Origin of the sequence: Bradyrhizobium viridifuturi, from assembly GCF_001238275.1 — a bacterium.
GTDB classification, from domain to species: Bacteria; Pseudomonadota; Alphaproteobacteria; order Rhizobiales; family Xanthobacteraceae; genus Bradyrhizobium; species Bradyrhizobium viridifuturi.
The window spans coordinates 147,242-162,079 of record NZ_LGTB01000013.1 but is presented as its reverse complement, the minus strand read 5'-3'; the positions used below and the strand labels follow the sequence as shown (position 1 = coordinate 162,079).

The window sequence follows — 14,838 nt, the reverse complement described above, 5'->3', positions numbered from 1 at the left end:
TTATCGCCCAACCGCTGCACGGCGCAGCCGGTCATTGATGGCTTCGCCCAGCCCGTCCTCGGGAATGGGCATCACCGCGATAGCATCCGCGTTTCTTTTGTCGAGCGTGCGAAGGTAGCCGAACAGGTTGGCGGCGGCCTCGGCGAGATCGCCGCGCTCGGACAGGTTCATCTCCACCGAGGCGCATTCGCGCCGCGCGACCTTGGCCGGCCCGAACGATAGCAAGGCTTCACCGACATGGACGTCGCTGGCATTGAGCCGGACCGGTGTCCGCGGCGCGTAGTGCGAGGCGAGCATGCCCGGGGCGATCGGCTGACTGTCGGTCTCGGCATCCTGCGGCGGCGACTGCAGGGGATGACCGAGCACGCGCTCGATCTCGGCGCGCGTCAGGCCGCCCGGCCGCAGCAGCACCGGATCGGAGAAGCAGCCGACGATGGTCGATTCGACCCCGACCTCGACCGGGCCGCCGTCGACGATCATGTCGATGCGGCCAGCCAGATCGGCGTTCACATGCTCGGCGGTGGTGGGCGAGACATGGCCGGAGAGATTGGCTGACGGCGCTACCACAGCACCGCCGAACGCCTTGATGATGTCGCGCGCGACCTTGTGCGCCGGGATGCGGATCGCGACCGTATCGAGCCCGGCGGTCGCGAGTTCCGCGACCGGGCAGGAGAGCGCCTTCGGCAGCACCAGCGTCAGTGGGCCGGGCCAGAACGCCTCCGCGAGCCGCAGGGCCTGGCCGTCGAACAGGGCGATGCGGCGGGCGGCGCCGAGATCGGCGACATGCGCGATCAGCGGATTGAAGGCCGGCCGGCCCTTGGCCTGGTAGAGCCGGGCGATCGCAGCCGCATTGCCGGCATCGGCGCCGAGGCCGTAGACCGTCTCGGTCGGAAACGCCACCAGGCCGCCCTCGGCCAGAACCCCGGCGGCGGTGGCCGTGGCGGCGGCGCCGGCGGGCAAAACGTGCGTTTTCAGACCTGTATCCACTGTGACTAGATTCCTCAATTGGGTGCCCTGTGGTCCCTTGCAGTCCCCGAAACCCGACGCTATAAGCCCGGCTCTCAGTCGGAGTGTGGCTCAGCCCGGTAGAGCACTGCGTTCGGGACGCAGGGGTCGCAGGTTCGAATCCTGCCACTCCGACCAGATTTCCTTAGGTTTTTCGTTCTCATCGGTGGCTGTTCCCGAGTCAACCACCGATTTGACCACCGAAACATACCGCGCTTTTTGGCCAATGGCTGCCGCCGCCCCGTGCAAATGATCGGGATGGTGATGGTCAGGTGCTGGCCATAGGTATCCTGCAGGACCTCCGGCGACATGCCGAGGAACCCGGCAGCCTCCCGGATCGGCACGCCGCGCTGCATCAGCCAGGTTGCCGCCGTGTGGCGCAACGTGTGCGGAGTGACTTTCCCGGGCAGCTTGGCCAGAATCCACGGCAGATTTGAAGCCCTTCTTCACGGAAGCGACCGGCTTGCCATTGAACTCGACGAAGCAGGTGCCGATCAGCTTGCCGTCTTTCCAACGACGCAAATGAGAAAGTAGCCGGCGCGGAAGTGGAGCTGGCGTCTGACGCTTCCTGGTCGCCCGCTTCCCGATCGGCCTGCGGTAGAAGATACCACGCTCAAGATCAACGTACGAGTGCCCAAGCTCGGGGTATGGCGATGCCGCCGCGTAACCAGCGCAGGTTTGCGCGCTGACCGCCGACAGCTTCCTGCCACCCCATTAGTCATTGAGGCGGTCAATCCCGGCTTCGATTTCAAACTGATCACCCGGCTCGCCGATATCAGTCAGATAGATCGACGCACATCGGCGCAATCGATGTCCTCGATATCTCTTCGACTGCGTTCCGGTTGATATTTTTGCGCGACGTAGCCTGCTAGCGCTTGCTGGCATTCTGCGGTGGCTTTGTTTCAGACGCGCTCGCAATGCGTCCGGAGGCGATATGTCGGTCGCCGTCCTTGATGATTTAGACGGAAGATGATCGAGTTTTGCACGAAGTGATCGATCTCAAGTAGCAAGCCTATTGCCTACACTACATGATTTCGCGGCTGGTTCTCGGATGCATCGGTGAGCGCTCGTTGCCATGGCCAGCGGCCCTCGATCTCGAGCGTAAGCGTCCAGCTCAGGAAGGTGCGGACGACGACCAATCCGGCAAGCAGGCCCAGACTCGCAAACGTCAGCTCAATAGCTATCGTTTTGACGATGTCGGCTGCGACCAACACTTCCAGACCGAGCAGCAGCGATCGCCCGATACTGATCTTGTAGCTGTCATAGCGGGGTGCTGCGCCGCGCCGATAGATGAACCGGCTCGACCAGACGATTCCCATCACGATGATGAAAACCCCAAAAATCTCGATGCCGACGCCGACGAGATGAATCCAATGGCTGGTAGCCGTCTCGAAGGAGGGCGAGGGATCGAGGCCGGAGTTCATGATCCAGATTCACGCGGCATCTTGGTGGTTAGCGCTGACAGGCATGGAGCACCAGCGGGAAGTTATCGTCCCGCTGATGCCGGATGCACTGACGATGCTCAGCGGCACACATAAGTGCCATTGACCAGCACGCGAACGCACGCCGTGCCGGCAGCCGCGGCGCCGGCAGCCGCTCCGACAGCGGCGCCGCCGACGACCGCACGCCTCGTGGTTCGCCGCGCGACGCCGGCGGCTGATACAGGAGTCAAGGGACGCCCGACCCGCGCCTCCGCCCTGTCGAAGGATAGCGAAGGACCTTGGCTGTGCTGCCAGCCTGGTGACACCGACATTCCGATTCCGAATACTGCTGCCGCCAGAACCAGCTTACCCAGCATGCTGCGCTTCATGATTGCTCCTCCGTCCTGTGAAAGTGAGCAATCAGTCCATGCCGCGGGACAGAGATCGTTGATCGAGATCAAACAACGACAATTGATCGGGCCGATGCTGATTAAGGAGCCGGATAGGGAAAGATCGTGGAATGCCGCTTTGGCTGATACCCACATTCTACGCAGTGGCGAGCATTGCGGCGGGGTTTCTGCTGCCCCGCCTTGAGATCAATTTGCTGACCGCTCGCCTTGAAATGTCAATTTCCTCTGCCCAGGCCTATTTGTCGGCGGTAGCTTCGGGAATGATGGCGCTGACCGGCATTGTGTTTTCAATCGCCTTCGTCCTGGTTCAGTTCAATGCGGTGGTCTACTCGCCGCGTCTTGTCATTTGGTTTGCGCGCGATCGGCTGTTGTTCCACTCGCTGGGAATGTTCGTTGCGACGTTCATGTACAGTCTCGCCACGCTGGCCTGGGTCGATCGCCAAGATGGACAAGGGGTACCTTTTCTGTCCGCGGCGATAGTAGCGGCAATGCTGGTGGCGAGCGTTCTGATGCTCGCGCAACTGGTTCAGCGGTTGAACAATCTCCAGATCATGCGGGTACTGCAGGAACTAGGGGATACGGGCAGAAGCGTCATAGCAAGCACGTATGCCGGGCTGCCATGGTCGACTTCGGAGCAGGCTGCTCCAAGGCAGCAGCAGTTCGAAGAATACGCGCTGACCGTCAAACACATTGGAAATCCGCAGTCGGTGATCGCGATCGATATCGCTAAGCTGGTCGAGCATGCTCGACAGGTAAACGGGCTTGTTGTCATGGAATGCGCCGTCGGCGACACGTTGCTGGAGGATACCGCGATCCTGCACGCAAACGTCGCAAATTCTGTCGCGTTCAAGCGACGCCTGGTCTCGTGTATTCATATGGGTGACCAGCGGACCTTCGAACAAGATCCAAAATATGCAATTCGGCTATTGGTCGACGTCGCGATCAAGGCTCTGTCGCCTGCGATCAACGATCCCACCACGGCAGTGCAGGCGATCGATCAGATCGAGGATCTGTTGCGGCGATTGGCGAAACAGGATCTGGACGCTTGCCGCGCATTCGATCGTGACGGCGTGTTGCGGGTGATCTATCAGATGCCGACCTGGGAAGATTACCTGGCGCTGGCCTTTGACGAAATCCGGCAATTCGGGTCGACCTCCATTCAGGTGATGCGACGCCTGCGTTCCGCGCTGGTCGAGCTTGCCGGGTGCATCAGCAGCGAGCGCGCAAAGGGGGTGCACACCTACCTGGAGCATCTCGATTCCGGAATTGAACGCTCCAGCTTTGATCCCGAGGATCGCGCTGCCGCTCGTATCGAGGACCGGCAAGGTCTGGGTCTATCGCATCGCTTGGAGGGCGACGCAGAGGCTTCCACTCGTCCGGCTGAGCGCGCACGATGGCTCGGATCGTGAGCGTCGAGCCCCTGGAACCATCGTCTTCGCGGTTGCGGGCACCGCGGGTCGCCGCAGCCGCCGGCGTTCTGTTCTCATTGCTGCTGCTTGCCGTGTTCTGGCTGATGCGTCGTTCCGTGCCGGCTGACCCGCTCGAGCCGGGGGCTTGGCTTGCGAGCGGAACGGCAACCGTGGCTCTGGCGCTGAATCTCGTGCCGTTCGCCGGAGTTGCGTTCCTTTGGTTTGTCGGCTTCCTGCGCGAGCGTCTCGGCGCGCAAGAGGACCAGTTCTTCGCGACGCTCTTCCTGGGCAGCGCAGTGCTGTTGCTCGCAATGCTGTTCACCGCCGCAGCGGTGATCGGCGCAATCATTCTTTCATTTCACGCCGCTCCGGATGTCCTGATCAACTCGGCGACCTTTCATTTCGGTCGCGGACTGGCCTACGGAATGGTCAACATCTATCTCGTGAAGACGTCGTCCGTCTTCATGATCACCACTTCGACTATCGCTCTCTACACGGGGCTGACGTCGCGCTGGCTTGCCTATGGTGGATACGCTGTCGCGGGACTTCTTTTGCTGGGTAGCTATTACATCGACTGGAGCCTTGTGGTGTTTCCGATCTGGGTCCTTCTGGTCAGTATCAGCATATGGATCGATCCGGGCACCAAGCCGACAAGCCGGCGCGCGTCAGGGTGAGCCGTCCGGCGTTTTTTTCTCGGCGACGGATGCCGGGCTCGTGGGCGGCTGGAGCGGATCGCCCACATGATCGATTGATCTGGATCAAGATCGCGGTACCAGCATGCTGGCTACCCTCGCTTCCCAACGGTGTTTGACGGTAGCGGAAGGCGTAACCTTGAAGACGGTTCGACAGCCACTCACCGGCGAAGAGATCATCCAGCTTCTGCTCCGACTGGGATTGCTGGCGCTGTTGATCATCTGGAGCGTTGTCTTGCTCCGCCCGTTTGCGACGATTCTGGTCTGGGCCGCCGTACTGGCGGTCGCGCTGAATCCGGTCTTTATCCGACTTGCCAAGGTTCTCGGCGGTCGGCCGAAAGCCGCCGCGGTTATCCTCACTGCAATCAATTTCGCGATTGTTCTCGGGCCGGCAGGTTGGCTCGGCCTCGGCGCCGCGGAAGGAATCAAGGACTTTGCCGGGCACCTAACAGCCGGTGAGTTCGTGCTTCCATCGCCACCAGCTGCAATCAAGAGCTGGCCATGGATCGGACCGCAAATCTACCAGTATTGGGATCAGGCGACGACCAATCTCCGCCCGTTCCTCAGCCACCTTGCGCCATACCTGAAGACATTGGCGGGTACGTTGCTCGGCCTCGCCAGTGATGCCGGTGTCGGTGCGATCAAGTTCCTCCTGTCGGTCGCGGTTGCCGGATTGATGTTTCCATACGGCCAGCAGCTCGTGGCGGCGGGCCGAGGCTTCCTGTCGCGGATCGTGCCGGAACAAAGCGAGCATTTCCTGGATCTGGCGGGCGCAACAATCCGTGCGGTCGCACAGGGTGTAATCGGCGTGGCAGTCATCCAATCGCTGCTGGCCGGCATCGGATTCAAGTTGGCGGATATCCCGATCGCCGGCCTTCTGGCGTTCCTGGTGCTGTTACTTTCTATCGTCCAGATCGGCGCGACAATCGTCATCCTGCCCGTGATTATCTGGATCTGGACTGACAAGGATACAACCGTGGCGCTGTTGCTGACGCTATTCTTGAGCATCGTCAGCGTGCTCGACAACATCCTGAAGCCGCTGGTGATGGGGCGGGGCCTGAGCACGCCAACGCTGGTGATTCTGATCGGTGTGATTGGCGGTACGCTCGCTCATGGGGTTGTCGGCCTCTTCATCGGACCGATTGTCCTGTCTGTGGCGTGGGAGCTGACGTTGGCTTGGATCGGGGACAGGCGGCGTCAAAGTGATCGGTCAACCTTGACCTAGATCAACTGAGGCGATGCGCACACCGCGTCCAATGGAGCCGCATGCGAGGTCGCCACATGTCGATTGAATTGCCAAAGCTGCCAGATAGCCCGATGTCAGGACTGATCGCGTCGGCGGTCGAATATCTGGTCGACGCCGGTCAACGGAGCGTGCTGTTCCTGGATGTCATGCGTCGACGTGGCGACCAATACAAGGAGCACATCGCGCAAACTGCGCCGCATGTCCTGCAATATGCTGCCGAATTGATCATTGATGGCCGCACGCTGACAGAACCCGTCAACTACGCGCTCGTTCGGATCATTCCGCCCAAGGACGTCCAGATTAATTCCGAGCGGCGGCCGTTTATCGTCGTCGATCCGCGTGCCGGTCATGGTCCCGGTATCGGCGGTTTCAAGGCGGACAGCGAAATTGGCGTTGCGATGAAAGCAGGCCATCCCTGCTACTTCGTCGGCTTCCTGCCGGAGCCGATGCCCGGACAAACGATCGAGCGTATCGCGCGGGCTGAAGCGATCTTCATCGAAAAGGTCATCAGCCTGCATCCGAAGGCCGACGGCAAGCCCTGCGTGATCGGAAACTGTCAGGCCGGCTGGGCTGTCATGATCCTCGCTTCGTTGCGGCCGGAGCTATTCGGGCCGTTGATCATCGCCGGCGCGCCGCTGGCCTACTGGGCCGGAGTGCACGGCAGGTATCCCATGCGATACTCGGGCGGTCTGCTGGGGGGAGCTGGTTGACCGCGCTCGCCAGCGACCTTGGCGCTGGCAAATTCGACGGCGCGTGGTTGGTTCAAAACTTCGAGAACCAGAATCCCTCGAACACGCTGTGGACCAAGCAGTACAACGTCTATTCCAAGGTCGATACCGAGGCCGATCGCTACCTCGAATTCGAGCGTTGGTGGGGTGGGCACGTCAATCTGAATGCCGAGGAGATTCAGTTCATCGTCGACGAGTTGTTCATCGGCAACAACCTCGCGGCCGGCGAGATCGAGATGTCGGACGGCCAGCGAGTGGATCTGCGCAATATCCGGTCGCCGATTGTGGTGTTCTGCTCGGAAGGCGACAACATCACACCGCCGCAGCAGGCTCTGGACTGGATCCTCGATTGCTATGCCGACGTCGACGAAATCAGGGCATATGGGCAGACCATCGTCTACACGGTCCATCAGAGCGTCGGCCATCTCGGTATTTTTGTTTCCGGTGGCGTCGCAAAGAAGGAGCATGCCGAGCTCTCCAGCAATATCGACTTGATCGACGTATTGCCACCGGGGCTCTATGAGGCGACGTTCGAAGCCAGGGCCGATACGACCGCGAGTTCCGATTTGGTGATCGGCAATTGGGTCATGCGCTGTGAGGCGCGCACGCTCGACGATATCCGGGCCATGGGAGGCAATTCGGCCGAAGACGAACGGCGCTTTGCGGCCGCCAAGCGTGTCTCGGAGATCAATCTCGCGGCTTACCGGAAGTTCGTTCAACCCTTGATCAAGGGAGTGATGACGCCGCAAGTGGCGGACATCATGCGCAATCTGCATCCGCTGCGGCTTCAATATGAGCTCCTCAGCAGTCAGAGTCCGATTTCGTCAGCGGTGAAATCGGGCGCTGAGAAAGTGGCGGAAGACCGCCGGCCGGCGTCCGAGAATAATCCGTTCCTGATGCTGCAGGAGCATATATCCCGGCAGATCGTCCACACGCTGGATAGTTGGCGCGACGCCCAGGAAGCCCTGAGCGAAACGCTTTTTCTCAACCTCTATGGCAGTCCTGCGTTGCAGGCGGCGCTCGGTATCGATCCGAGGTCCGAACCATCGCGGCGGCGCGAGATGTCGATGGAGCATCGCGCGATGCTTGAGAAACGGATTGCAGAGCTGAAGTCCCGGATCGGCGAGGGCGGAATCCGCGAAGCGGCCCTTCGAGGGTTGTTGTACATCGGATCGGCGCGCGGAATGATCGATGAACGCAGCATCGAGGCGCTGCGGCGGGTTCGTCGGGATTACAGCGGTCCACGGCTGACCTTGCCCGAGTTCAAGATGCTGGTGCGCGAGCAGTTTTTCATGCTGCAACTCGATCAGGAGGGGGCGCTCGCCGCGATCCCCAGGTTGCTGCCGGAGGATATCGGCCAGCGCCGCGCGGCGCTTGCCGCTATGCGCGAGGTGCTGTCCGCCGTCGGCGAGATCTCAGGCGAGCGTGCACGACGTTTGCAGCGGGTTGCAGCGCTGTTCGGCATCGATGTCGGGGAGCAGGGAGATGTCATCGCTTCCTTCGAGTCCAAAGCCAAGGCGTCGTAGCAGTCACTGAACGAACGGGAGCATCAGATGTCGACCGAGAAAAGGCAGGCGGAGTCTCCCAGCAAATACGATCGTCTCATCGCGGCAGCGAGGGCCGTGCCGCCAGTCCCGACGGTTGTGGTGTATCCCTGCGACGAGACTTCCCTACGCGGAGCGTTCGAGAGTGCTCGAACTGGCATTATCCAGCCGGTCCTGGTCGGACCGCGGGGCAAGATCACGGATATCGCGCGGAAGTTCGATATCGACATATCGGGATTCGAAATCGCCGAAGCGGAGGATGGCGAAGCCGCGGCCACCAGGGGCGTTGAGCTGATCCACGCGGCCAAGGGCGAAATGCTGATGAAAGGCAGCCTTCACACCGATGAACTCATGCGTGCCATCACGGCAAAGTCCGGTGGCCTGCGTACCGAACGACGTATCAGCCACGTATTTGTGATGGATGTTCCGGCCTATGCTGAAACGATCTTTGTGACCGACGCGGCCATCAACATCTTCCCTGATCTTGATGCCAAGCGCGATATCATCCAGAACGCCATTGACCTCTACACCCAAACCGGCTTCGGTAAGCTGCCGCGCGTGGCGATCCTATCGGCGGTCGAGACGGTGACGTCGAAGATCCCGTCGACGATCGAGGCGGCGGCCCTCTGCAAGATGGCCGACCGTGGTCAGATAACCGGCGGTCTCCTTGACGGGCCGCTTGCCTTCGACAATGCCGTCGATCCGGATGCTGCCCGGATCAAGGGCATCAAATCGGAAGTAGCCGGGCAGGCTCAGATCCTGGTCGTTCCTGACCTCGAAGCCGGGAACATGCTTGCGAAGAATCTTGCGTATTTCGCCAAGGCCGACGGCGCGGGCATCGTGCTCGGAGCGCGAGTACCGGTGGTGCTGACGTCGCGGGCGGACACGCCGCGGGCGCGCATGGCCTCGTGCGCAGTGGCATCGCTCTATGCTCACGCACGACGACAGCATGCTCCCACCGTTGCCGCGTGAACACGATGGACACAATTCTTGTGGTCAACGCTGGCTCCTCCAGCGTCAAGTTCCAGATCTTCTCGGTCGAGGGGGAGGGGAGGCTTCGCCGGCAGATCAAGGGACAGATGGACGGCATCGGCAGCCGTCCGCGGTTGCGGGCGAGCGGTGCCATTGGCGAAAGTCTGGCGGAGCGGGCCTATCCGATAGAAGCGGTGCCGGATGTTCCCGCCGCCATGGCGATCGCCGCTGACTGGCTCAGGGACGAGCATCGGATTCAACCGATTGCGGTCGGACATCGGGTTGTGCACGGCGGCTCCGAATATGAGGGACCGGTGCTGATCGATCACGGCGTGCTCGCGCGGCTGGAGCGGTTCATGGGCCTCGCGCCGCTGCATCAGCCGCATAATCTGGCGCCGATCCGCTCCATCCTCGTCAAGTTCCCCACATTGCCCCAGGTCGCGTGTTTCGACACGGCCTTTCATCGCACACACGCTGCAGTGGCCGACCATTACGCGATCCCGCACCAGCTTCACGCCGAGGGTGTGCGACGCTACGGCTTTCACGGCTTGTCCTATGAGTATATTGCGAAGACGCTCCGGCAGGTTGCTCCCGAGATTGCCCCGCGCAGGGTGATCGTTGCTCATCTCGGCAGCGGCGCATCCATGTGTGCTCTCAAAGATGGACGGAGCGTCGAAAGCACGATGGGTTTCACGGCGCTCGACGGGTTGCCGATGGGCACGCGACCCGGTCAGTTGGATCCTGGCGTCGTGCTTTATCTCATCTCAGAGAAGGGAATGTCGGCGTCCAACGTGCAGAAATTGCTCTATCGCGATTGCGGATTGAAGGGACTTTCCGGCATCAGCAACGACATGCGCGAACTGCAAGCAAGCGAGAATCCCAGGGCTAAGCTGGCGATCGACTATTTTGTCTATCGGATCGGCCTCAGTGCCGGGATGCTCGCGGCCGCGATGCAGGGTCTGGACGCTTTCGTCTTCACTGCCGGCATCGGCGAGAACGCCGTCAACATTCGCGGGCGCGTGGTCGAACAGCTTGGCTGGTTGGGCGCTACGTTGGACCCAGACCTAAACGGCCGCAACGCGCAGGTCATCTCGCGATCTGATAGCCGGATCCCGGTCTACGTCCTGCCGACCGACGAGGAGTTGATGATCGCGCAGCATACCTTATCGCTGCTCAAGAGCACGCCAGCGAGTACCGTCAAGCCAGCGAGGTTGTCATGATTCCCGTCTATCCGGAGACCAAGGTCGCGTTGAAGGGGAAGAAGGGGCTCATCGTCGGCATCGCCAACGATCAATCCATAGCCTGGGGCTGTGCGAGGGCGTTTCGTGCGCTGGGCGCCGAACTTGCTGTCACTTATCTCAACGATCGCGCCAGAAAGCATGTCGAGCCGCTTGCCCAAGCGCTCGAAGCACCGATCTGCATGCCGCTGGACGTAATGACCGAAGGCCAGATCGAGGAGGTCTTCGAACGCATCACGAAGGAATGGGGGCAACTCGACTTCCTGCTGCATTCGATCGCCTTCGCACCCAAGGAGGCGCTCCACGGGCGTGTCGTCGATGTCGGCCGTGAGGGCTTCCTCAAGACCATGGAAGTCTCATGCTGGTCGTTCCTGCGGATGGCGCATCTGGCCGAGCGGCTGATGAAGAATGGCGGCACGCTGTTCACAATGACCTATTACGGCAGCCAGATGGTCGTCGAGAACTACAACATCATGGGGGTGGCGAAGGCGGCGTTGGAATCGGCAGTTCGCTACGCCGCGGCCGAACTTGGGCCGAAGGGAATTCGGGTGCATGCCATCTCGCCCGGGCCGCTCGCCACGCGCGCCGCTTCGGGAATACCTGAGTTCGATGAACTGATGGACAAGGCGCAATCGAAAGCGCCGTCGCGCAGCCTCGTCAGCATCGATGATGTCGGCAACGCCACCGCGTTCCTGGCGCTTGACGGCGCCAAGCTGATCACCGGCGGCGTTCTTTACATTGATGGTGGCTATCACATTATCGATTGAGGATGCGACCTGGTTGTTTGTCTTGCCGCCGGGCATCGCGTGCCTGGAGCGTTGCTGGTGCCGACGGCCGATTTCATCCGTTGAAGCTGTTGAAAATCGGCATGCTTCGCCTGTTTCAAATCTTCATTTCGGGCACGCTTTCGCGGACGACGAGTTCCGCGTCCGTTACAGCCATGATCTCCCCGACGCTGACGCCGGGAGCTGTCTCCAGCAGTGTGGCTTTTCCATCGGCGAAGCCGATCACTGCGAGGTCGGTCACAACAAGGTCGACCGGCCGCGCCGACGTCACGGGCAGGTTGCATTCTACGACGATCTTCGACTTGCCCTTGGCGGCGTGCTGCATGGCGACTATGACGCGCTTGGCGCCGGCAACGAGATCCATGGCGCCGCCCATGCCCGGCACCATCTTCCCGGGAATCATCCAGTTCGCGAGGCGACCTTGCCCGTCGACCTGTAGGCCGCCCAGCACGGTGACATCCACGTGCCCACCGCGGATCAAGCCGAAGGACATCGCGCTGTCGAACGTACTGGCGCCCGGAAGCGCACTGATCGGCCGGCCGCCGGCATCGGTGAGCAGGGGATGTTCCAACCCCTGCTCGGGGATCGGTCCGGTGCCGATCAGCCCGTTCTCCGATTGAAAGAAGACCTTGAGGTCAGCCGAAACATAGTTGGCGACCAGCGTCGGAATTCCGATGCCGAGATTTACCAGATTGCCAGGTCGGAGCTCCCGTGCCACGCGACGTGCGATGATCTCCTGTGCGTCCATGACTTCACCCGCTTGGATTCGTGACCAGATAATCGACCAGCGGTGCCGGCGTCATGACATGATCAGGCGCAATCACGCCGACCGGTACGATATGCTCGGCGGTCACAATCACGGTGTCGGCTGCCATGGCCATGACCGGATTGAAATTGCGCGCAGTTAGCGCATAGGACAGATTGCCGAGGTAGTCGGCCAAGAATGCGTGGACGAGCGCAAATTGCGCGCGTAACGCGGCTTCGAGCAAGAATGACTTGCCGTCGACCTCGACCAGACGCTTGCCCTCGGCCACCAAAGTGCCGACGCCCGTCGGCGTGAGTACGCCTCCAAGGCCGCAACCGCCCGCACGAATACGTTCGGCGAAAGTACCCTGTGGAACGAGATCGGCGGTGATCTGCTTGGCGAGCATCTGCTTCTGCGCGCTCGGGTTCAAGCCGATGTGAGTAGCGATCAGGCGAGATACCAGCGCGGCATCGAATAGTTTGCCGACGCCTGTGCCAGGTGTTGCCGCATCGTTGCTGATGATCGTCAGTTCATGCTTGCCTTGACGAACGATTTCGTTGAGCAGGCGAGCCGGCGTTCCGACACCCATAAAGCCGCCGACCATGATGCTGGCGCCGTTCGGGATCATCGCGACGGCTTCTTCAAGGGAAATCGGCGTCATGACCCCAACTCCGGTCAAATGCGTGAGCGGATGTTGTCGAAGTTAAAGCGGACTCTATTGATTTGCATCAAGCCTCTCGATCTTGTCCGCGACCGTTGGTCGGAGGACGCAAGAGCTCTCGACCGGTCGGATCTCGCGCGAACTGGAACAGGGGTCTCAATTTGTTTGACGCTGACCGGCCTGAGCTTGATCTTCGTCAGTTGCAGGAGCGCCGGTGGTGTGTTTCGGACGAAATGTCCGCCAAAGCAGCGCCTGAATCTCCTCGAGCTCATGCACCCGAAACAGCCATATCGTCGCAATGTAGACGCATAAGCTGGTTGTGCAGAGGATGGTCGCGCGGGCCAGCACGGTCCCTGCATCGACGCCCGGGAGCCAAAGCAGCAATTCGAAGCGGGCGAGTAGGCCGAGGCCGATCGCAATGACGGCTGCTACCGCCAGGAGGAGCGTGACTCGGAGCATTCCTTCTGATTCATCGAGCGCCGTGCCCCGGATCGCCGCCTCCCTTTCGAAACGTCGCCGCTGCAGCCAGCCGAGTACCATGACGTAGAGTACGATGGCCGCCGAACTCGCGATCGCCAGGCCGATGGCGCCACCGCGCTCTCGTAACATGACATAGGCCGGTGTCATCAAAATCGCGATCGCCGTGCCGACCAGCGTCGGCAGCCACGTACTGCCGAGCGCATAGAAGCCGCGACTGATCAGCGTTTGCGCAGCCCACCCGCTGAGGCCGATGCAGAGAAAGGCCATCACTGTCGCGGTATCCTGCGCATCTGCGAGGCTGAAGCGATGAGCGGCCAGTCCCCAGATCAGGTAGACGGCTTCGAAACCGGCGACTGTCAGGCACACCTGTGCCGCAAATGTCAGCAGCAGCATCAGCCGCATCGCGCGGCACAGCAATGCATAAGCCCTCACGACGGCGCCGGTGGTAACCAACTCGCTGATGGTCGGATACGAAGCGACGCCGAGCGCCATCCCGAACATCCCGATCGGGACCTTCATCAAGGTCCGTCCATATTGCAGATGGGCAAGGTTTCCCGCCGCGAGATATGAGGCTTGGTTCTTGACGATCCATTCGTCCACGATCACGATCGAAAATCCGATCATGATCGGAACCGACAGCCAGAGATAGCGTCTGAGATCAGGATCTTTGACTGGCAGCAGCGGCAGCCAGCGCATTTCGCTCTTGATGCATCCGTAGAGTGGCATGGCAAAAGGGCCGGCGATCGAGCCGATCAGGACGCCCCAAGCGAATCCCTCGGCGCCCAGATCGGGATAGACGATGCCGACGAGTCCTCCGGCGATGATGCCGGCCGAATAGACAAGCGGCGCCAGAGCCGGCAACGTATGAAGATTCTGAGCCATCAGGGCAGCCGAAAGCAGACCCCCCACGATGTGGAAAAGCTGGGCCGGCAGGACGATACGCGTAAGACGAACGAGCGTATCGAATTCGCTCGGATCGACAATGCCCGGCGCCACCAGTGCGGCCAGAGGGCGAGCAAATATCATTAAAACCGCGATCCCAAACATGCAGATCAGCACAATGAAGTTTGCGATGATGCTGAAGGAAGTCCAGGCGCGGGCGTTATCTCCACGCTGAAGGTGCGCGACAAAGATCGGAATGAATACGATCGATAGCGCGCCCGCAGCCAGCAGGTAGTTCAGAAAGTCGGGTAACGTGAAGCTGGCAAAATAGAGATCGGCTTGCCTGCTCGCACCCAGCGTGCGGCCGATGATTTGCTCGCGGACGAGCCCCATCACGCGGCTGAGGAGGATGGAGGCGCCCCAAATCATGGATGCGATACCGATGACGCGCGTTTGGCGCTGGCTGTGCTGTTGTCCTTCCAAATGGATGCCCGGCCTGAGGAGATCGAGAGAATTGGACGACACCGTTTGTCATCCTCTCGCCCGGCATTGCTTCAAATCGGTTGATGCAGATCAAGAGCGCGGCGAATGCAGGGCAGATGGTTGGCGGTCCGCTGAAC

11 protein-coding genes, 1 tRNA gene and 1 pseudogene are annotated in these 14,838 nt (G+C 61.0%); 8 read left to right on the top strand and 5 right to left on the bottom strand.

Annotated elements, in window-relative coordinates; all coding sequences use genetic code 11:
• A complete protein-coding gene (locus ALC15_RS14255) occupies positions 1–987 on the bottom strand; it encodes an L-threonylcarbamoyladenylate synthase (RefSeq protein ID WP_050627748.1) in 987 nt (328 codons plus the stop codon).
• Positions 988–1,066: 79 nt separating this feature from the next.
• Here ALC15_RS14255 and ALC15_RS14250 point away from each other — a divergent pair.
• Positions 1,067–1,143, top strand: a tRNA-Pro gene (locus tag ALC15_RS14250).
• An 881-nt stretch (positions 1,144–2,024) separates the two neighbouring features.
• On the opposite strand, the gene ALC15_RS14245 is transcribed toward ALC15_RS14250, so the two are convergent.
• Positions 2,025–2,429, bottom strand: a complete 405-nt coding sequence (locus ALC15_RS14245; RefSeq protein WP_094193881.1) for a DUF1622 domain-containing protein — start codon at positions 2,427–2,429, stop codon at positions 2,025–2,027.
• A 517-nt stretch (positions 2,430–2,946) separates the two neighbouring features.
• On the opposite strand from ALC15_RS14245, the gene ALC15_RS14240 reads away from it, so the two are divergent.
• The 7 genes and pseudogenes from ALC15_RS14240 to fabI all read left to right on the top strand — a co-directional run bounded on the left by ALC15_RS14240 (position 2,947) and on the right by fabI (position 11,432).
• The gene (locus ALC15_RS14240) at positions 2,947–4,245 is read left to right on the top strand and encodes a DUF2254 domain-containing protein (protein WP_050627747.1); all 1,299 of its coding nucleotides are present in this window, start codon (positions 2,947–2,949) and stop codon (positions 4,243–4,245) included.
• The gene (locus tag ALC15_RS14235) at positions 4,230–4,919 is read left to right on the top strand and encodes a hypothetical protein (protein ID WP_050627746.1); all 690 of its coding nucleotides are present in this window, start codon (positions 4,230–4,232) and stop codon (positions 4,917–4,919) included. The genes ALC15_RS14240 and ALC15_RS14235 overlap by 16 nt, the downstream gene beginning before the upstream one ends.
• 157 nt (positions 4,920–5,076) lie before the next feature.
• Positions 5,077–6,162: an AI-2E family transporter gene (locus tag ALC15_RS14230; protein ID WP_244486075.1), complete on the top strand. Its 1,086-nt coding sequence runs from the start codon at positions 5,077–5,079 to the stop codon at positions 6,160–6,162.
• Between the two features lie 56 nt (positions 6,163–6,218).
• Positions 6,219–8,437, top strand: a pseudogene (locus ALC15_RS14225) (DUF3141 domain-containing protein).
• Between the two features lie 27 nt (positions 8,438–8,464).
• Positions 8,465–9,427, top strand: coding sequence for a phosphate acetyltransferase (locus tag ALC15_RS14220; RefSeq protein ID WP_050627744.1), 963 nt, complete (start codon positions 8,465–8,467; stop codon positions 9,425–9,427).
• A 5-nt stretch (positions 9,428–9,432) separates the two neighbouring features.
• Complete coding sequence (locus ALC15_RS14215; protein ID WP_050627790.1) at positions 9,433–10,647, top strand: acetate/propionate family kinase; 1,215 nt, start codon at positions 9,433–9,435, stop codon at positions 10,645–10,647.
• Positions 10,644–11,432 (top strand): enoyl-ACP reductase FabI, encoded by a 789-nt coding sequence (gene fabI / locus ALC15_RS14210; protein WP_050627743.1) that lies wholly within the window; start codon positions 10,644–10,646, stop codon positions 11,430–11,432. The genes ALC15_RS14215 and fabI overlap by 4 nt, the downstream gene beginning before the upstream one ends.
• 115 nt (positions 11,433–11,547) lie before the next feature.
• Here the strand turns inward: fabI and ALC15_RS14205 are convergent, their stop codons facing one another.
• From ALC15_RS14205 to murJ, 3 genes are all read right to left on the bottom strand, one after another.
• Positions 11,548–12,198 carry a 3-oxoacid CoA-transferase subunit B gene (locus ALC15_RS14205; protein ID WP_050627742.1) on the bottom strand — a complete coding sequence of 217 codons (651 nt, stop codon included), beginning with the start codon at positions 12,196–12,198 and terminating at the stop codon, positions 11,548–11,550.
• 4 nt (positions 12,199–12,202) lie between these two features.
• Positions 12,203–12,856, bottom strand: coding sequence for a CoA transferase subunit A (locus tag ALC15_RS14200; protein ID WP_050627741.1), 654 nt, complete (start codon positions 12,854–12,856; stop codon positions 12,203–12,205).
• A 156-nt stretch (positions 12,857–13,012) separates the two neighbouring features.
• Positions 13,013–14,743: a murein biosynthesis integral membrane protein MurJ gene (murJ, locus tag ALC15_RS14195; protein WP_244486074.1), complete on the bottom strand. Its 1,731-nt coding sequence runs from the start codon at positions 14,741–14,743 to the stop codon at positions 13,013–13,015.
• Positions 14,744–14,838 lie beyond the last annotated feature (95 nt).

Excerpts from the sequence above, each read along its gene's own strand:
- ALC15_RS14245 (WP_094193881.1), bottom strand. The coding sequence starts at position 2,429 with ATGAACTCCGGCCTCGATCCCTCGCCCTCCTTCGAGACGGCTACCAGC.
- ALC15_RS14240 (WP_050627747.1), top strand. The coding sequence starts at position 2,947 with ATGCCGCTTTGGCTGATACCCACATTCTACGCAGTGGCGAGCATTGCG.
- ALC15_RS14235 (WP_050627746.1), top strand. The coding sequence starts at position 4,230 with ATGGCTCGGATCGTGAGCGTCGAGCCCCTGGAACCATCGTCTTCGCGG.
- ALC15_RS14220 (WP_050627744.1), top strand. The coding sequence starts at position 8,465 with ATGTCGACCGAGAAAAGGCAGGCGGAGTCTCCCAGCAAATACGATCGT.
- ALC15_RS14215 (WP_050627790.1), top strand. The coding sequence starts at position 9,433 with ATGGACACAATTCTTGTGGTCAACGCTGGCTCCTCCAGCGTCAAGTTC.
- fabI (WP_050627743.1), top strand. The coding sequence starts at position 10,644 with ATGATTCCCGTCTATCCGGAGACCAAGGTCGCGTTGAAGGGGAAGAAG.
- ALC15_RS14205 (WP_050627742.1), bottom strand. The coding sequence starts at position 12,198 with ATGGACGCACAGGAGATCATCGCACGTCGCGTGGCACGGGAGCTCCGA.
- ALC15_RS14200 (WP_050627741.1), bottom strand. The coding sequence starts at position 12,856 with ATGACGCCGATTTCCCTTGAAGAAGCCGTCGCGATGATCCCGAACGGC.